Below are 20,136 nucleotides of genomic sequence, written 5' to 3'. Positions count from 1 at the left end.
ATCTCGCCGATTCGAGATTATTAAGAAAATACCCTTCTAAGCCTATGCATGATTAAGCATCTAATCTCTGAATATCATTCAAAGTATGATGACTTCTGAAATGAATAATGACCTGTTCACCACTGTCATCAAATGAATGAAGGAGTCTTGCTATGAGCAATAAAACAGGTGGACTCAGCCGCCGAAATTTCATCCTGAGAAGCTCAGTTGCTTCAGTTGGTTTTTTGATGGCAGCTAAGGGGACAGCAGCGCTTGCCCCGACGCCACGTGCTTCCGGAACGACAACCCATATTGATGGTGTAACCGTACAGAGTGTCATGTTCAGAAATCACGAGATTATGATGTCGGGTAACGTTTATTTTCCCAAAGATTTCCGTGAAGACCGAAAATATGCCGCTATCGTTGTCGTCCACCCTGGCGGGGGCGTAAAAGAGCAGACTGCAGGACTGTATGCGCTCAAGCTGGCGGGAGAAGGGTTTGTTACGCTTGCCTTTGATGCGTCACATCAGGGAGCCAGCGGTGGTTTACCTCGTTTTCTTGATGACCCTATGAAACGTGTCGGTGATTTTTACAGTGCTGTCGATTATCTGACTACGCTGCCTTATGTTGATACCGCCCGCATCGGTGCACTGGGCGTTTGTGCCGGTAGTGGTATTACTGTGAAAGCTGCCATGACCGAGCGCCGTATTAAAGTGCTGGCAACAGTCAGTGCGGTCGATGTGGGTGCTGCAACCCGCAAGGGCTGGGAAGGCAATACAAATGAGTCTGAGCTTATTCCAACTCTGGATGCAGTCGCTAAGCAGCGCTCGGAAGAAGTCGCAGGAGGGGCCCCCGTATATGTCAACTATGTACCTAAACTTGGGGACACTAGAGCACCATATGACCTTCAGGAAGCCGCTGATTACTATTTAACAGCTCGCGGGAGTTACCCGACATCAACCAATCAGATGTTAATGACTAGTATCAGCACGCTGGCGTCCTTTACTGGATTTGAAGGGGCGGATGTTTACATCACACAACCACTTCTGATTATAGCCGGTAGCAAAGCAGGATCACTCTGGCATAGCCAGCAACTGCATTCCAGTGCAGCCTCTGAGCAAAAAGAATTCTATATCATCCCGGGTGCGACGCACATGGACCTCTACGATGGTGAAGGGGCAACTACTGCGGCTAAAAAGCTAGCTCCATTCTTTAAGAAAAATTTAGCGTAAGGAAAGTCATCAATGAAACACACTGCACTTTTTGAAAAATTCTTACTTGGCCAAGGTATTACTTTACGTAACCGTATTGTGATGGCACCGATGACGACCTGGTCTGGTAACGTCGACGGCACGGTATCTGAAGATGAAGAGGCTTATTACCGTTTACGTGTGAAGGATATTGGGCTGGTCATTACCGGTTGCACGCATGTACAGGAAAATGGTATTGGATTTACCGATGAGTTTGCTGCTTATGATGACAAATTTATTCCCAGCCTGAAGCGACTTGCAGCAGCAGCAAAAAGCGGGGGTGCTCCGGCGATCCTGCAAATTTTCCACGCGGGCGTCAAAACAAGTCCGGACCTCGTTTCAGACATTGTTGCCGCAAGTGCCGTTCCCGGAGATGCCGGTCCATCGGCGCCCTCAGTTATGCCCCGTGGACTTCAACATGAGGAAGTTATCACGATCGTTAAGGCGTTTGGTGAAGCAACACGACGTGCTATTGAAGCTGGTTTCGATGGTGTTGAGCTGCATGGCGCACATGGCTTTTTACTGCAGAATTTCTTCTCGCCGCATTTTAATCAGCGCACCGATTGCTGGGGTGGCTCTTTAGATAACCGTATGCGTTTTCCTCTCGCTGTTGCCAGTGAAGTGCGTAAAACTATTACCGAACATGCCACTGGTCCTTTTGTGCTTGGTTATCGGATCACTGTTGACGAATCACATGAAGATGGCTTGCGCATAAAAGACTCTCTCCAGCTCATTGATAACTTGATAGGCGTTGGTATCAACTACCTTCATGTCTCACTGGGTGATGCACTGGAAGCCAGACCAGTCGATGAGCCAAAAGGTCCTAAAATCATTGAAATCGTTCGAGACCATCTCAGCGGGCGTATCCCTTTCCTTGCCGCAGGGCAAATAAGAACTCCAGAGCAGGCTGAGCAAGCTATCGCATCGGGGGTTTCTCTTGTCGCAGTTGGTCAGGGATTAGTCATGAATCCTGACTGGGTCAAAATTGCGAAAGGAGAATATTCACACCCAGTCGCACTCGACGTGGGCGTTGACGACGTGGAGCCACTCGCTATTCCTCAAAAGCTCTGGAACGTTATTGAAGACTCTGCAGGTTGGTTTAATGTCCGATAAGCTCAGGCTTACAGGAAGAAACATAAGCTGCCCCTAAAACTGTCCAGCCACTTTCTACAAAAAAGAAAGTCTTTTACCTGAGCGACATAATCTGAGTAAGCTTTCGATTAGTTCATGCGCGAAATTTTTATGTCCGCTCTTCGCTCATAGCAGCCCATTGAAATCCCTTTTGGGGCTGCTTCGTGCCAGGAGCGGACATTAAAACATCACAGTGTGGTATCGAATGAAAGGGGCAAATGTATACATGTAAGCCCCCCTGCATTTTTAGGATAATAAAGAATTCTATTTATGCACACTCCACTTTTCAGCGGCACGAACTAGTCCACAGCTTGTTCTTCACTACCGTATTGAGTGGCAGGAATAGGGTTAACTGAGTTCCACCATGTATTGCATGTTATTTTTAAAGCTAACCACCATGCATAAATAGCGAAGGGGGAATTGCATCCATCCTCATCTAGCAGCCCATGAGCCAATTCGTTCCGCAAATTTGGACCAAAGGCGTTACAGAACAACGATTCGAATTCAAAGACGAAATCTTTGCCAAATACTTGCATGGCCTCTGGCAATCCCATCAACGTGCTCATACCATTTTCGTTCTCAATACCATCCTTGTCGAGATTAGTGGTCTTGGCTCCTGCTTGTTTAAGATGCATTCGCACCAAGTGTTCTATCTGAGGGATCAGTAAATGAAGCGCGGTAACAAAATCACGTTCGTAACCTGCAAAGAGTGCCTTTCCAAAAAGGCCAACTCGGTCTTTAGGCACAATGGGAGAAGAGCGAGCTAACTCGATAAAATCACTTTCGCGCAACCGATGCTCAAGCAAAAGTATTTCAAGAGCAGGCCAGATGTCGGCTTGAACGACAATATTAACTAAGATTCCATAATCACGAATCATCTCAGCTCGAATAGCAATTTCATCGTCCTCTGACAATTCCTTACCGAGCCCCATAGCTGGACGTTTAGCAATGACTCTACCATCACCACTCATCACTGTTGCCGCAAACAATGATTGTAAGGGATGTTGACGCATTCTTTCCAATGCACTTTTGCGCATTTTATCTGCATTTACGCCACGATATATGTTCGCAAATGCGAGCAACGCATTTTCTGCAGATTTCCCTGTGACAGATTCCCTCGCGTTTTCGATGAGCTGAGTAAGATCTACTCCACGAGTTTGAAATACTCCCATCTCTCCTAGAGCTCTCTCTCCAGAATAATTTAGGTGGGTTCGCAACTCGGCAATTCGCTCATCGACCTGATAAACCGAGCGTACGGCCCGAGGAACTGTTCTGTATATCTGAATGGCATTTTCATAAAAGCTCGCCGCCACCATGTGGCTAGGGCTTTCAGATGCGGTTCGCTCAACGGCTTCTTTTACCCATCCTTCAGCGAGTAATACTGTCATTTCTGCAGCTTTTGCCTCGTCAGGAATCAACTTATACCAACTGGCAGCAGCAGAAAAATACTCCCTCGACTTATGCAAATCCCCCTCATCATCAAACTCGCGAGCCAGTATTTCTAGCTTCGTAGAGATATCCGTCAGATTTGACAACCCTAAACGGTTCGATTTTAGAAGGTCAGCCAACCACAATCCAAGAAAACCGTCGGCTCGGATAGACGCATTAAACGCAGCAACAATTGCCGTCTCTATTTGCTGGAGTCTATCACCAGCACCGTCTCTAAGCATTCGGGCCAAGACTATGGCGCGAGGCCAACAGTCTCGTCCTCCATGTAGCCATGTTTCAGTGTCTAGAGGAAGACTGCGGTAAGCATCGATAGCCTTCAGGGCGAATCGGATATTACGTGGTTTGCTCTTCAACCAAACTAAATCACTGAGTCGTGCTTTCAGCCAATCATTGTCTACCTCATCAATGATATCAGCGAAGAATTGAATATCTGAATTAGAAAGATCATCAGGAATAACTGACCTGCGGTCATGGTAGACAGCATAAGGCTTGAAGGGTTCATTAGGACTTGATAGCGAAAGCATCATCGAACAGGCATCTGCAAGCAACCATAATACCTTTCCATTTTCAATTCTCCCCTGATCAATAGCCTCACGCGCAGCACTCGACAGTGCTTGCCACATAGCTGGATAACCCTCACGGGTAGCTTGCGCAATTGAATCCTTCCAGTTTGAAGCATTGAAGTCCTGAAGCGAAATAACTAAGTCCACTGGGTAGCGTTCGTTCATCATCAGTAATCTCCTTTGACCGATGCAACATTCATTCGTAGTACACCAAAAATTTGTTATGAATTTCAGATAATCATCTTGCCACTTCAGAGTCATTTGCTCCAAGAAAATGTCCGCTCCTCGCTCAGAGCGGACCTTCGCTTCAAATGCTGGTCCGCTTAGTGCTGTGAGTTCAACGGGTCGGTGCAACGCTATCCTTGATCAAGGGGGACGTTGCCATGAAACGAAGAACTCGCATTTACTACACGCCAGAACAAAAGGCGATTATCTGGGACAGATACAAGCAAGGTGATTCTCTGCATGATATCGCCAGAATGTTCGACAGATACCATTCTTCTATTATGCCCACTATCCATCAGACAGGTGGCTACCGTCCTCCCGTGCGAAAGCGGCATCGATTAGCGCTTACGCTTGATGAAAGAGAGGAGATATCCAGAGGACTGGTAGCAAAACTCAGTATCAGGGACATCGCTGCCAAATTATCAAGAGCACCCTCAACAATTAGCCGCGAGGTCAGGAGGCATGGAGGTGCCAGGCAATACCGTGCAGCAAAAGCCGATACTGCTGCGTGGGAAAATGCTCTGAGACCAAAACCTTGCAAGCTAATTGAAAGCCCCACATTGTGTAAAATCATTGCAGAGAAGATGCATCAGGACTGGTCGCCGGAACAGATCGCCGGTTGGCTGAAACGCTGTTATCCGGATAATCAGGAAATGCATGTGTCACACGAAACGATTTATAAAACGCTTTTTATACAAACCCGGGGGGCATTAAAAAAAGAGCTGCAGCAATGCCTCAGAAGCGGAAGAGCGGTTCGTAGATCCCGAACGTCATCACTTAAAGGGAAAGGATTAGGGAAAATCCCGAATGCGATACCTATCAGCGAAAGGCCACCGGAAGCCGCAGACAGAGCCATACCTGGTCACTGGGAAGGTGATCTGATCCAGGGCTCGAAAAACTCCTATATCGTCACCCTTGTAGAACGCCATTCCCGCTTTGTTATGTTGACCAAAATCAGGGACAACAAGACCATAACGGTTATATCTGCACTCATCAGACAAGCCCGGGAATTGCCTGTTGAGCTTTATAAAACATTAACCTGGGATCGGGGAGCTGAAATGACCAGCCACACCCGGTTTACTGTAGCAACAGACATCCAGATTTACTTCTGTGATCCTCAATCTCCCTGGCAACGTGGCTCAAATGAAAATACGAACAGGTTGCTCAGACAATATTTTCCAAAGGGAACTGACTTATCGGTTCACAGTCAGCAGAGACTGAACAGCGTTGCCAGACAGCTCAACGAAAGACCGAGAAAAACGCTAGACTATGAATCACCCGCAGAACGGTTCAATAAGTGTGTTGCGTCCATCAGTTGAACTCACAGCCAAAAGCGGACATATTGTTTAATTAATATTCAGCATGTTTTAAATTATGTCACACGCAAAATGATAAATTAATATATTTAGAAGGTTTTTTAACTCAAAAATGGCGTTGTAACTCAATGAACTATGCCTATAATCTAACATAAAAAATCATATATAATTGAAAGGATAGGGCTTTGAATATTTACATTGATGAGTCGGTACACGAGGAGTTTGGGTTTATGATCTTGGCTTATGTAGTTTGTAATCAAGATCCTCAGTCTGATATATACAAAATTCTTTCAGAGCATTCAGTTGATGAACATCACTCATGTGCAAGAATGGATAAATCTGAATCCTTAAGAAATTTGAGGAGTAATCTTATTTCCTACTTGAACTCAAATTGTCGATGGGGAGCATTTATTATGCCAAGTGAGTATCGCCATCGTTCTTATGCGGATGTGTCTTTTTTATTAAGCTTATTGATTAAGAACTTTCCAGATGGGAAAGGGAATATTTTTTTCGATGAAGGTATCATTAACTCTACAGAAGCTGTCAGTCTATGTTCTGATGAAGTAAAAGTTATAACATGCTCATCTCATGAAGTTTGTGGGATACAACTTGCTGATTTAGTAGCATCTTTTAGTGGTATTAGGTTTAGAGAAATAATTACTGGAAAAGCAAAAATCTTAACTTACGGTTACGACTGCGGCTATGAGCCCCCAATAGAAGCCCCTCTTGGATTTGAACTTTTTGCTACGCTTCGACAGTCTATGCTCAGGGAAAATGAACCTCTTGGGGATGAGATGCCTGAATTTGTCACATTTAAAACTATTAACAAAGGGTTGATTTTGTCGAAAAACTTAACAACTGAATTTAGTCAGTTGGCATTAAAAACCTTTGGGGAAGTGTACTTAGGTTGCATCCATTAAATGTAATATCACTATTTATCAATTACTAGAAAAATTAAGCGAGGTGTTCCTAAGAATATAGGAGACGATGATACAACTGACTTCCGCTCTTCGTTCATAACAGTACAAATGCGTTATCGCTGGCAGCGTTGTGCCAACGATGCCCAAATAGCAGTACGGAATAGTAGATCACTTTAAGGGAATTCAGCCAGAATTGTGCAATCTGCGTTATCGCCAAATTAAAAAAATACTAACCAGACTGAACCATACTGATTGGAGTACCTATTGTATAAAGATTTTCACATTTAAAAGGGGCCTCCCTGACTACTAAAGCCACTATTAAAATCAACACAACTTTTCGATGAACTAAGACTTAGTTAAAAATCCATCACCATACACAGTCATCGCTAGCGCATATTGAGGGCTGTTTCCCAAATTACGAGCTATATCATCATTCGCGGCTTTTGTTGCCTCAAACAACGATGCACCAGCATCCCACTTGGTTAAGAATGGTTGAAGCCAACGATAGGTCACCTTCACATCCAGCGGCCATGGCGATGCGATAACTGCTCTGGCACCTTTATTCAGCAGTAATTTGGGTAATCCCACAGTTGTATTACTCCATGGATTTTTGTCAATTCGCCCACCGCTGCAGACAAAAAGAATAACTACGTCAGAGTCTCTCACGGAATTTGCCAACGCTTCAGGCGTCTCCACCAATGTCTCCTCATCGCTGATACGATGAATATAGCGACCCGACTTCGTCAATCCACCGTGAGCAACGATCACCGAAATTGCTGCACTGCTCAGGTCAGGTAATCGTTGCTCTGTATCCAGAGAAAAACCAAACTCATCAAACGTTCCTTCTAATCTTTGCAAGGCAACGCCTAGAGTTCCGCCGCCATCTGGGCCTTCTTGATGGGAGATCCAAGCTTTTCGTGCATGATTACTGCTGTGCTGGCTCTGGCGGATCATGGAGAGCCAAGTTAGGGATGGCACTATACCAATTGCAGTGCGATAACCAATAAAGTCTGCCATGTCGTCATTGAGCGTCTTTATTAGTGCAAGGTTGAGTGTTAGTTGTTGCAATTCAGGCTCAGCAATAACCAGCAAGTTAGTAGCCAGTGGTAGCTGAATATCAAGTAATTCCATGGTGGCAAAGAACTCATTGTTGCCGTTGGCTGCATCAATCAATCCATATTGGTAAGGATAGGCTTCCAGCCATGTCAGCATACGGCTTTTAAAACTGCTGGTGTATATAGGTTGTTCAATACGTAAAATACTCTGCTGTGAAACATGCACGACAACCAATTCACCAGCTGTATCTAGCCCCATAAATGCCACTTCAGCATCCTGAGCATTCAGCGTTCGGGCATATTCTACTGGCCAATCGATCTCGAGTGGGCCTGGCTTAGACGCAGTTGAGACCGCATGATCCGCAAGAATCTCAATAGCCAGTGCATTTTCAGAGGCTGGACGTGGAGCATCAGGCTGCGCATTTAGTAACCGGCGCGCAGCCACCGTAATCATGCTGTAATCTCTCACAACATCTGAAGCGTAAGATGCTCTTTCTATAAGATTGAATTGTTTGATTATCGCCGCTGCAGTCGGTGCAGTCTCTGCTACTGTTAAGACAAATTCAGCTGCCTGTTCACCTAAAAATTCAAAGCCCCGCTCCAATGCACATCGTGTATTGTCTTCTACCTCGACATCGAAATTGATTGCTTGCTGAACAACTTGGCTTAACAACACAATCAATGGCATTAACGTGCTTCTATCATTGCCGGCTTTATCACACCCTTCGGTTAAACGTGCCATCATTTTGGCAAGCGTTATAGGGTTACGGCTTACAGAGGCACTGAGATTAATGCTCTCTTCTATTGAAAGCATTCTGAGATCGCAGTCAGGGTTCGCGCCTAAATTTGTCAGTAAGATACGCAATGAAGGAAGTAAATCACGTGCCTGATCAATTAAACCTAGATCGCGAAGAATACGGGTGGCAGCAAAGACCTCTTGCCACATATCTGCTGATGTTGTTTCTCCGTTGGTGGCAAAAGCACATGCAAGGCCATACAAGGCTTGAAGAGGATCCTTGCAGCGCTGATAAATATCTGCGTAAGCTAGCCATGCTAAGCGCTTACGCTCAGTATTCGCTAGACCCAGCAGCAAGGCTTGTTCGGCAATATTTCTGGCGTGTTGGAACTGAGACTTAGCTGCATACTGTCCACCTAGCAAGCGAAGTACTTTTAAATCCGTATTTACTTCATATTCTGCATGCGGGGTTAGTGCACAAACGACAGACACCATGCTTTCCATGAATTTTAAGTCAACATCTTCTCTTTCTGGTGCACTGTAATTAATCAATCGGCCTATAAGGCGAATTAAATTATCTGGGTGATCAATCATTCCTCTTGGCAAGACAGTAACGCCAAATTCCACTACCCGCTGCTCGTCCAACCACGACAACGCACGCTCAAGATTTTTCTTTAGTTCCTCATCAACTGGCACTTCTATCTCTTTATTTTCGCCAGCTTTGTCTGATATGTCATTCTGTGATGACGCGATACCTTCAATTTGTTCTTTGGCAATATCCAGCATAGTGAGTGTGATTGCAGGGATTCCTATATCGCCGCAGGACTCCACTGATAGCAATTCGGTGATACGCACCCGCGTATCATTATCATTAGGAAAATGAGCGAGATAATGAATTACGGCCTGGATCGGTATGCGATAGTAATCGTAATCCTCTGGAAGAATATCTTCAGTAAGCATCATTTTGCGCAATGACGCTAAGACTATCTGTGTGGCTTGACGGCCATAAAGCGCTGAGGTAGTAATTAAACTTGCAACATCGGCAGCATCTCTTGGTTTTTCAACCGAGTTAGCATGAGTGCAACAACAAATTGCGGCTAATTCAGCCCAATCCTTACCCCAATTACTTGCTGCTTTGACAATCGAGACATATATAGGAAGGTCAGAAAAAATCTCACTTTGTAACGTGAGATGGTGCTGTGATAACCCCACTGTAGTAAAAAGCTGTTCTCTAGACTTGCAGGTTAATTGACAGTTCATTAGTAAACGACGGTCACGATTCTCCCTGAGTGATTCAGAGTGAGTAAATAGTGCCTCCATGGCTTGATCATAAAGTTCAATTAACGCGTTGTTATGAAGATCTGTTGCAATGTCTAACGCTTTTTCCAACCAATGATGTGAAGCAAGTCCATTGATATCTTTTGGCAAGAAAGCCTCTGTTAACGGTTTACTGCCTGCTTTAAAGGCTATCGAGGCGAGTTGAACTAGATTTTCTTTACTCAATGAGGCGTCGTGTTCAACACAAAGTGTCAAAATATTAATAGTTTCAGTATGTTTTCCCGCCCGTGAATAGAGTTGGGCGAGCAAATGTAACCGATTTATTTCAGGTAAGTTTAAGGCTTCAATCTCAGATACAACCTCTTCAGTAAGTCCGCCCATGATTTGCGTGACCCACCGCTGGGCATGCTGATCAACTAGCTCTTTTTTATCATTTTCGAATGACACGCACACCACATAGCAATCATCAATGCTAGTGAGCATTTCAGTGCTTTTATCGGTCAAAATACAACAATCATCTACATGCACAACCGCATAGGCATCATGGTTTTTTAATTCCGTCATAATCTGTCGGCAAATAGATACGACGTGCTGTATCCAGACCTCTTGTGAGGTGAGCACGGCAGAGAGACCAATTATCGGCTGTGGTGGAAGAGTATTATCCCGGTAATTCTGGATTTCTGGAATCGCGATAAGTTGCTTACTACCTTGTGCTGCAATCAGGCTAACCAGATCCGCTGCATCCAAAGAAGGACAAGCAACTATATTGACGATCCTTTCCAGAAAAGCGATTTCTTTCTCTGTTGGTTTAGCGTTGTTCAGCATTTCTATGCCATACCGTAGAGCGCCCATAACTGATTCATTCGTCAGTACAGTTGCAGGTGGCGGTGGTAAAATGACCAAAATGCCATCAAGAACTCTTTGTTGTAAGCCACCCCAGAGGGCAACTGGTGTTCTCCCGATCACATCGTCAAAATATCCACCTTGGATAATATCCATGCTGCCGAGATTAAATCCATGTGAAAATAAAGAACGAGGGTCAAACTCTGTCAACGTATCTTCCAAATCCTTATTAATCTCTACCATAGAACCCAACTTTAAATGTCGATTATTGATTGAAAAAGCTTCAAAGTGACAACTTATAAGGCACCATTCAATTGATGTAATGGTAGGTCAGTACTCATACAGAAAATTGACCAGTTTCCCCGTTAATTAACATACTGCGATTTGATTAATAGCGCGATCAGTTATGAGAGCAACTGCAACTTCCGCTCCTCGCTCATAGCGGACCAATACTCTGCACGGTAAAACTCATAACTTTATCTAATGTTTTTCCTCAATCAAAAGGTATGGATGGGACCAGTCAGTTACCTCTTCATATGTAACAAACCCATCGTGCTCCAGTGCGCAAACACCTTTATGGCTGGTAACATAATCGTAAACAGCCCGGCTTTCCAGCCCCTGTAACATGTGCGACAGCAGCTTCCGGCGCATCACATCTGACTTCCTGCGTTTACGCGCTGCCACATCTTTATAGGTGATATTGAATGGTTGCCCTACCGCGTTGGTAACGCATTTACCGTAACGATTGGTCAATGCTGTGCCTTCGTAGTGATCCAGCAGTAAAGCCAGATCTCGCCGTAAAGGTTTCAGAAGGCGTTTCCATCGTTTCAGTACCCGCTCTGCCTCCGCCGAACCTAACTCACGGTTCAACAAGCGCCGGGTACTGGATTTAAATGATAATGAGACGAATCCTGCACTGAATACACTGGAAAACCTGAATTGCTTCACCAGTTCTTCAGCAACACGCAATATCCGGCAGATATAGCCCGTTTCCAGCCTTTCCAATGACTTGGCCGAAATGCCAATATTCAACAGCTCATGTCGTAGTATCTCAAGCTGGCATCCCTTGATATCAAGGTTATGGCCACGTGCCAGACACGCCCACTTCATGTCAGACGGCAGACTTTGAAAGCCTGTGCCAACCTCAAAGGATCTCCCACCAATCCAGGCGGTTTTATAAGATTGCGTGTAAGAAACCGTTAACGGTGACTCTTTCACCAGATCCACACCTGTTTCAGCCAGTCGCGACAGGAAGTTGAAAATGAATATTTTATTCTTCTTAGTGGAATTCTCGTTATAGTAATCCAGCAGTGCATCCAGATTGATTTCAATCGGCTCAAGATTATTCCACACCCCCACAACCAGCTCCCTGAAGGCAGGGTTTGGGATATCGCGCTTAGACTGCTTATGTTTAGCATGCTGCCCACGGTCGATCGCAACTCCGATCAGATCATCAAATGAGTAGCTTTTACGTTTGGTGAAAATGTCCGTCAGATAATGGTAGCGATCCTTACGGCTAAGGTATGCCTCTCTGTCGGTGCCAAACAACTTACGCAGAAAACGTTGAGAAACAGCATATTCCCGGCATGAACTTTGAGTATTGGAATACCCGGTTAGTTTGATAATTCCCGCGTTTGCGAGAGCCTCCATTGCACGCTCACAGTTCGGCCCACTTTTCTTAAATACACCGGGAAGTTTATCCCTGCCCAGCTCAAATGGTACTGGCACAGAATAAGACCATTTCTTATCTGCCTGAATCTTTGCTTTTTTCCTGTTCTTACGACTACAAGTTGAGACACAAATAACATGCTGAAGAAATACGGCTATATTACGATAAAAAGGACGCCGTAAACTTGGCACACCATTATAAGGAATACTGAAAATAATCTTTTTGAAATAATCCAGTGTTGAATCTGTCACAAGGATATTGTTATACGTAATGTATGGTTTCATAATTCACCTGTATATTGAGATCAAAGCACCATGCCCTGACCCCATTTATTTACAACTGAATTACGCAAATCTTGTGTGAACCCAACAAGGTTCAGATGGTTATTAGATGATCATAATATTGGAGGCTGTAGCCTCATGATAGCTGATGCTGGATAATGGCTATAGTATGTAATGACATATATACAATAATATAGAGATAGAGTGTATACAGAGCATAATAGATACAGCTATATACCTTGTAGACGCAAATAGAGAGTTAATATCAGCTCAGCCAGAATGGGATTAGTGGATAGACAAAACGTTACTGGCTATTAAGCGGTGTAATGATGGTCAGGGGCTAATAGATTGCGGTGGTAGACGCACGTTATTTCCTAGATTTCACTCTTTTGAAACCTAGATCTTGCTCAAAACCGCGGATCCTTGCAACCTTCAGAATCAGGGAAAACCATCGCCGGTTTCCCCTACCATTGTACGAGGTGCAGATCTTAGGCTAAACCGTACCGGTAGTTAGCCGGTCTACCACGCCAAAACTCAGCAACAATGGGCGGTCTAAAGCGGTATTTTTTTCAGATCACGCACTTCTGTTCTGTCAGTTACCGACCCATCGAGAAAGTATTCAGCTTATAAATCTGCCGAACTATCCGATGTGCAGCGGGCTGAAGATGTAACCTCCAAAAGCAGGAATCAATGCGTGGACTTACGGCCGCATTGTTGATGAAGAACGACAGCCAAACTCTGCTGTTTACAGCAGAATTGAAATGCCACAAACCTAGCGCGAACCATCGACCCACAATCACTAAATCACTCAATCACTTTTTTCATAGCGCTAAATGTTTTCGTAATAGTTAACCTGTCAGTGCTGAGTAGTGTTGATCACCCATTATCAGCAACTAGGCGAGTTAAAGCATCTACATACCCTCCCGATACTCTCTTTGAACGATTTCAGCGAAAAGCTCATCAACAAACCTTGTTGCGATCATGGGTATTCAGCGCCAGAATGGTCATCACAATCGATCCGCATTTCAACAGATTGCGATCACTAACAACGTAAGGTTAAGAGGCTTATGAATACTAAATTGATGCCCAATTTCTGGAAGCTGTCACATGGCTGGAAGGAATTCTCATTCCTGGATATGGTCGAATGTATTGATGAAAAGCTCGTCTACATTCATCGCACAACAGCGAGTCAAGGACAGTCAATTGTCAGTCAGGCAGAGGAGTTTGCCAATGCTCCGATTGGTGATTATTTCTATCTGACTCATGGTAACCAGGGGGTATACCTACTTGGTCAATTCACTGGCCCAGTTAACTATTTCACAAAACACAGTGATGGCTGGATGGACAGACCATTTCGGCTGATCCACAAAGCCAATGCCAGAGAGGCGTATCATGGTATTGAAAAATGGTGGACACCTAATCACAATTCAACGTTTGTTAAGGTACCACATCATGAATATGATTTATTTGAAGAGCTGATTTTGACTCCCTATTTCAGTATAGACCTTAACGATTTTTAGATAAATCTCAAGGATGATTCTCCAAGGAGAAAATCATTAAGCTATCACTGTAAAATAATAAGGGATAATGATGATTTATCAATGCTACTCTTGTTCTAAAACAACCTTCGAAACAAACTGTCCGTGGTGCTCTCCAGATGTATCTGGAACATTTCGGCAAATGACGCCATTAGATCCATCCTATTACCCTGATTTCCAATACCAGTCTAAAGGCATCATAAAGGATTTATTTGGTAAGAAGAAAGAGCAGTCTCAACTCAACCAGTTACTTGAAAACGTCCTTGTGAAATATGCCACTCTGAAAGATCCTTATTTTACCAATTTCATCCATACATCACGATTTTCATATGACCACCAAACTAGCAGTAGTAATACAAACAGTGAAAACAATAGTGATTATTCAGAGAATATATTATTTCAAGAGGTGTTGATTAGAAAGGGTTTTAATGAGTTGGAGCAGTTACCATCATTATTAGATAAGCTATTGCTAACAACTTCTTTCAACTCTATTTATTCGGGGTTTGCAAGGGAAGTCAAGCGTCATATCAAACCAACACTTACCGAAACATTAAAATCATGGATAGAAGAAGCTGGCACAACCTATCGTGCAGATCTTTCTTTATTCCTGTATTACCTGTGGAGTAATGAAATCCATTATCCTGCTATAACCTATAACGAACAAGCAGAAACAACACCAGGTACACCTTTATTATCATTTGATACTGTCGATAAGTTTTTGTCCATCTGCGAGAATATCTATTTTGATATTTTGGTCGACAGGCTTGCCACCCGCCTTGAACATTTCAACCCAAACAAATTTGTCACAATGTATCTTGTCGATGCAATGGATGGCTTCCAGTTTGAGGCCTTTTTAGTTGAAATATTCCAGACTATAGGATACGACGTTAAAGAAACAAAGAAAACTCAGGATCAGGGTGCTGATTTATTCGTTACCCGGTTCGGAAAGAATATGGTAATACAAGCAAAGAATTATTCCGGCTCGGTAGGTAATTCAGCAGTACAGCAGGCAATTTCAGCAAAAACATTCTATGGATGCGATGAAGCAATGGTTGTGACAAATTCTTATTTCACCCGTTCCGCTAAGGAATTAGCAGATTCTGCGATGGTCCGTTTAATTGACCGAAAAGAACTTCAAAACTATTTGGATGATTATAACCAGAAAATAATTGAAGACTTTCAATCAGAATCCTGAGATAACAATGGAGTGGTTATAAGCCACTCCATTCAAACTCTACCAGACTATAAAACTACTCTTTCATAAGCTTATCGAATTTGTTGCAGATAAAACAATAGCGACGACCAACCGGATGACGCTTGTAAACAATTTGGATGGTACTGTACTCCTTTTGAACATCAGATAGTAATACACCTTGTTTTGTCAGTGAAGTTAATACCCCTTTGCGTTGGTTTTTTGGCAAATAATTGTGGACCAGATCTTTATCAACCGCATAGACTGCACGCCCTTTAACTTTATGGATAATAACCAGTGCCTTTTTAATCGCCTTTTGAGTTACACGTTTATTCCCAATCAGATTTAAAACTCCGTCGCTTTTGCAAAGATTAATGATTGCATCAAGCGAGCTATCCAGTGGCGAATACGTTACTTCAGGTTCCGTTAAAACTTCCTTAAGAGAGTCCAAATAGCATGCCGAGACCCCCTTCATGATGTCCTGCTTTTTGAACGGCAAAACACCATATTTAGAAGCCATGCAACCTGCAACATAGACGATGGCAAAACGTTTGGCGATACGAACCTGAATACCGGAGTTACGATCTACCTTGTGCTTATCCAGAAAGAACTCAATCCCTTTTTCAAGCTTCCGTTTCACACTTTCGCTGTCATCCTGAATATCAGCCACCAAGCGCTTCAAAAAAGCAGGTTTGGCACTGCCATAATAGCGGTGAGTTGCCTCTTTGATAGCATGTACCAGTTCGTTGCTGGAGTTAACATCTTCAGGCAGTGATTCGAAGATCCCCATCCCGTAACCAGCATCGGCATGAATGTCGATGACACGCACATTTTCGCCTTCAAGACGCTCCATTTTCCCCGAAACAGCCAGTTGCTGGAGACTGCTCTCACCCGTACTGAAAATACTTACTTGCCATTCAGCAACTTTATTGTCGAACATAGCCGAACGCGTTTTCCCTTTCCCACCCGATAGCGTATACACACGGTTCTGCATAATTTTAGCGGCTGCCAGTACGTCTTTATCTAACAGCTTCGACTCATCAAGAACCAGATAACTGTCGTTATGGGCAACGGCAATCTCCTCAAGCCCTTTATCCGTATTGTTCCAGAGGATGATAACTTCTTTAGGCGATCCTGCTAATGAAGCTAGCATGTACGCACTGGAAGTTTTCCCGATGCTGCTCATTCCCCATAAATGGAACCCGCCCCCTTCCATACCTGAAAGCTTAAGAATAAAACCAGAGAAACCGCAGCACAGAGCCAACATAATGCGCGAGCTGTATAGCGCATATGGAGCGACATTCATTTTCCATAACTTTAATGTTTCCCATTTTTCCTCTACAGGTAAATGATTTTTTGCGCTGGGATGCAGTATTGGCTTATCTCCTTTAACTTTACCAATGGTCGTATTATTAGCACGCAAATAAACATCATCATAGAAACCAGGTTTATAACGCAATGTGATTGCATTATCTGTTTCCTTAATAATTTCTTGATGCGCACGAGCCCAATATTCTTTACTGACATTTGGGTTATGACCGAATTTTAATAAGTTCTTTTTTAATTCTAATACAGTCACAAGCGCCACAGCAGGTAAAAGCACGCAGCTCGACTCATCTCCTTCAGAATCTGTGATTTTAATGAGCCGGTATGCAACCGGACATGATTCGGAAATTTTAGTACGTGCTAACAATGTAACAAGTAACTTTTCTTCATTGTCACTTGGTTTTTCTTTATATTCTTTCATTTGTAGTTCCTCATCGTATTTAAAGACCCCATCACAGTTACTGTGATTAACGTCATGATTTAGGCGTGAGGGATCCCCTGCATGATTTCTCATACGGTATTATTATTTGGTTAAAAATCGCAGAAGCAGTTTTTAATAGGTGCGTTAAATAATAGATCATGAAACTATTTTATTATTAAATGGTCACCATACTTCCTTACCTTATACATAAAGGTTAATCCTACTATTCCAATAGAATCTAACATAACCAGAGAATCAGCATGTTGCTTACTCAGCAGACGATACTTTTTAGTCCAGCGCTTCCTTTTTCTTTCCTTGTTCCCCTTTATATAATAATCATCATACTGGATTGATTCGACTCGCCACCAGATGGCTTTAAACCGATAACTTACTTGTCGCATTGGGGCTTTTAACTTGCTCACTAGCATAGGGCGATTTATTACATTTTTTCGCGTATTCATGTTCCTCTTGTTCTTCATCCTGACACGTAGACTTTTAATAGCCTGTTTGTCATTTGGAATGATGAGATGAAAATGTGGTACCCACTTATTAGCATCAATATGAAAATCCATTTCGAACCCACCAATCACCATTCCATCGAAGCCGCATGCTTTTAACCAGCGCCGAAGTCGTGCTATTAATGTATCGGGCCGCCATTGTAGTAGTTGACTGTCACTAAATGCATCCTGATAGAATATCAAGGTTAAACTTCGCCATCTCTTCCGTTTCTTACATAAACGAAGTACCTCTCCAATCATTTCCAGCCTGTGTTTCCTGAAGCATTCAGGGCATGCAGCACTTCCACAGGGATAGCTCGGATGGCAATACTTAAGTCTCTTAAAGAGATCCCTGTAAACTTTTCCCTGGTATTTCTGCAATGATTTTTCCCTGAAGCACTTTTCCGCTCGGGCCTTCTCCACTGTTTCAAATTTCGGTAATGCTTCGGCTAACGCTTCATGTTTATCACTCAACTTTGCTAATGGTATTTTGGGATTGACGTTCATAACTCTCCTTATTGACCCATGGTTGGACGTTCCTCAATCCAACGCTGAATATCCTCATCTCGCCAAGCAACGGAACGATTTCCAGTTACAGAAACTTGGTTTGGAAATTTTTTATTGGCAATCAGACGATATATCGTTGAACGACTAATGGCACAACGCCTTAATACTTCCTGAATCTTAATTAACTTGCTCTCTTTCATGTTTGCCTCCCCGTTAGCTGATGGAGCCATTCTAGCAAACTCGGAATAGCTGACTTACAGGAGAAGCGGCTCTCATAAATGAACAAACTTTTGGATTTTTCGGTCTAAAACAACGATAGTGAAAATTGGAGAGCCGCTTCTCATCGTTGAGGAAGCCATAGCTCTGAAATGTTCAATTAATAATCTAATTTTTGTAAAAAAGTCATGCACAGGGAGGCCACTGATGGCAAATAACAATGAAAAAATCGATTTTAAAGTAGATGACACGGTTCATATTGATATTAGCGATATTAAACGCCAAAGGGATGCCGCCAATAAGGCTCGGAAAGAGAAAAAGTACGTTGATTCAGGTTTTTCAAGAACAAAGATATACTTAGGTAAAGACACATATGAAAAACTTGCTGCGATATTCGAAGATCAGCGAGGAAGTGTTCTCAACATTGAAGGGCGTAAAGACATTGATTCACTTAGCAGAGTTATTAGCTACTGCATCAATAAAGTTTATAAAGAAATTCATATCAAAAAGAAAGGCGGTCAGTTAGCTGATGTTACCCCCGCTTTTAAAGCTAAGAGTCAGGAGTTATATGATCTCTACCAAGCTGCCAGCTTCATGCAAAGTAAAGGGCTTAGCATTGGGAAAATCATGAGGAAAATGAATGCTGATGGATATCCTGCGCCAAATACACTCACACTGAATGGTTCACGAAATCGTCTATCGGCATGGACGGAGCAGCAAGTAAGAGATTTATTGGATTTAGATATCCTCAATAAAGACCTTAATGACCTCCATTAGCACCCAGCTTCGACTCTCACAAGTTACCAACACTTCAACCGCTGAGCCGCCATGACTTTCGCCTCATCGTCACGATGGTCGTAACGAGCAGTCGTTGATATGTCGCTATGACCCGCTAACTGGCGCACAGTGTTAATGTCGGCCCCCTGCTCTAGCAATTGAGTAATGAACGTCCTGCGCAGGTCGTGGGGCGTGAACTCAGCTACGCTGGCGGTGATACGCAATTGCTCAAGGATTGCCGTCACCCCAGCGGTTGTCAGTGCTGTAGATGCTGGTAAACCGGAACGATAGATCTTCGTAAATAACGCATCCCCTTCCCCTCTCATTACCAACCACGCGGTCAAAGCTTTATCTACAGCCGGTGCCACGTGAATTTCGCGATACTTACGCCCTTTTCCCTGCCTGACTACTAAAACACCGTCTACATAATCATCCTGTTGGAGTTTGACCTGCTCCCCGACTCGGAGGCCAGCCCCACACAAGGTAAGCAATATGGCTGCATCCCTGCATCGACGAGCTGGCTCGTGATGGCTTTTGGCGGCTTTCAGCAACTGGCGGATTTCCTGCCGACTGAGTGCCCTTCCTTTACGAGTTGTGTCGCCTTTCACACGCACGACAGCGTTGATGCGTAAAAGCACGTCCACATTCATCTGGTCAAAATTAAAAGCGGTTTTGGCAATCGCCCGTAGCGCGGACAGCGCCATATTCACGGTAGAAACGGCATATCCTTCATCCAGCATGGTCATGCGTATTTTTGCCACTTTCCCAAAGTCCAAGAGCTCCCAGGGGTAGGTCTGCGCAGTAGAACGCTTGTTGAGTATGCGGGCGGAGTGATTCAGCAAGCTGGTGATACCGCCACGCCCCGACACGGCAAGACTATTGATATAGGCGTCAAACACCGTGGTTGTTTGTGATGATACCGCCAGCTTAAGCTTCGACATTGTTCAACCCGCTTTAATGCACATTA

Annotated in this window: 14 protein-coding genes; 7 read left to right on the top strand and 7 right to left on the bottom strand. The window is 43.7% G+C overall.

The window, feature by feature from the left end; translation table 11 throughout:
• Positions 1-152: 152 nt before the first annotated feature.
• Complete coding sequence (locus F0T03_RS07125; RefSeq protein WP_246169940.1) at positions 153-1,211, top strand: alpha/beta hydrolase; 1,059 nt, start codon at positions 153-155, stop codon at positions 1,209-1,211.
• A gap of 12 nt (positions 1,212-1,223) precedes the next feature.
• Entirely contained in the window at positions 1,224-2,342 is a 1,119-nt protein-coding gene (locus F0T03_RS07120; protein WP_159677581.1) for an NADH-dependent flavin oxidoreductase, read from the top strand.
• A 317-nt stretch (positions 2,343-2,659) separates the two neighbouring features.
• Here the strand turns inward: F0T03_RS07120 and F0T03_RS07115 are convergent, their stop codons facing one another.
• Positions 2,660-4,540: a DUF4209 domain-containing protein gene (locus tag F0T03_RS07115; RefSeq protein WP_159677580.1), complete on the bottom strand. Its 1,881-nt coding sequence runs from the start codon at positions 4,538-4,540 to the stop codon at positions 2,660-2,662.
• A gap of 215 nt (positions 4,541-4,755) precedes the next feature.
• Between F0T03_RS07115 and F0T03_RS07110 the strand changes: the two genes are divergently transcribed.
• Both F0T03_RS07110 and F0T03_RS07105 read left to right on the top strand, forming a co-directional pair.
• A complete protein-coding gene (locus F0T03_RS07110; protein ID WP_159677579.1) occupies positions 4,756-5,916 on the top strand; it encodes an IS30 family transposase in 1,161 nt (386 codons plus the stop codon).
• 182 nt (positions 5,917-6,098) lie between these two features.
• Positions 6,099-6,833, top strand: a complete 735-nt coding sequence (locus tag F0T03_RS07105) for a DUF3800 domain-containing protein (protein ID WP_159677578.1) — start codon at positions 6,099-6,101, stop codon at positions 6,831-6,833.
• Between the two features lie 345 nt (positions 6,834-7,178).
• Here the strand turns inward: F0T03_RS07105 and F0T03_RS07100 are convergent, their stop codons facing one another.
• The gene (locus F0T03_RS07100) at positions 7,179-10,988 is read right to left on the bottom strand and encodes a CHAT domain-containing protein (RefSeq protein WP_159677577.1); all 3,810 of its coding nucleotides are present in this window, start codon (positions 10,986-10,988) and stop codon (positions 7,179-7,181) included.
• A 237-nt stretch (positions 10,989-11,225) separates the two neighbouring features.
• Entirely contained in the window at positions 11,226-12,698 is a 1,473-nt protein-coding gene (locus F0T03_RS07095; RefSeq protein ID WP_159677576.1) for a hypothetical protein, read from the bottom strand.
• Between the two features lie 1,064 nt (positions 12,699-13,762).
• Here F0T03_RS07095 and F0T03_RS07090 point away from each other — a divergent pair.
• Entirely contained in the window at positions 13,763-14,215 is a 453-nt protein-coding gene (locus tag F0T03_RS07090; RefSeq protein ID WP_159677575.1) for a hypothetical protein, read from the top strand.
• A 70-nt stretch (positions 14,216-14,285) separates the two neighbouring features.
• Complete coding sequence (locus F0T03_RS07085) at positions 14,286-15,428, top strand: restriction endonuclease (RefSeq protein WP_159680754.1); 1,143 nt, start codon at positions 14,286-14,288, stop codon at positions 15,426-15,428.
• 55 nt (positions 15,429-15,483) lie between these two features.
• Here the strand turns inward: F0T03_RS07085 and F0T03_RS07080 are convergent, their stop codons facing one another.
• From F0T03_RS07080 to F0T03_RS07070, 3 genes are all read right to left on the bottom strand, one after another.
• Complete coding sequence (locus tag F0T03_RS07080) at positions 15,484-17,172, bottom strand: DUF927 domain-containing protein (protein ID WP_159677574.1); 1,689 nt, start codon at positions 17,170-17,172, stop codon at positions 15,484-15,486.
• 164 nt (positions 17,173-17,336) lie between these two features.
• A complete protein-coding gene (locus F0T03_RS07075; protein ID WP_159677573.1) occupies positions 17,337-18,176 on the bottom strand; it encodes a hypothetical protein in 840 nt (279 codons plus the stop codon).
• A gap of 8 nt (positions 18,177-18,184) precedes the next feature.
• On the bottom strand, positions 18,185-18,376 hold the full coding sequence (locus tag F0T03_RS07070) for a helix-turn-helix transcriptional regulator (protein WP_159677572.1): 192 nt from the start codon (positions 18,374-18,376) through the stop codon (positions 18,185-18,187).
• A gap of 223 nt (positions 18,377-18,599) precedes the next feature.
• Here F0T03_RS07070 and F0T03_RS07065 point away from each other — a divergent pair, with 223 nt between their 5' ends.
• Entirely contained in the window at positions 18,600-19,169 is a 570-nt protein-coding gene (locus F0T03_RS07065) for a hypothetical protein (protein ID WP_246169939.1), read from the top strand.
• 23 nt (positions 19,170-19,192) lie between these two features.
• Here F0T03_RS07065 and F0T03_RS07060 read toward each other — a convergent pair whose 3' ends face one another.
• Positions 19,193-20,110 (bottom strand): tyrosine-type recombinase/integrase, encoded by a 918-nt coding sequence (locus F0T03_RS07060; RefSeq protein WP_159677571.1) that lies wholly within the window; start codon positions 20,108-20,110, stop codon positions 19,193-19,195.
• Positions 20,111-20,136: the final 26 nt, after the last annotated feature.

Origin of the sequence: Yersinia canariae, from assembly GCF_009831415.1 — a bacterium.
Taxonomy (GTDB): Bacteria; Pseudomonadota; Gammaproteobacteria; order Enterobacterales; family Enterobacteriaceae; genus Yersinia; species Yersinia canariae.
The sequence above is the reverse complement of the archived record's forward strand: the minus strand, read 5'-3'. Positions and strand labels throughout refer to the sequence as shown.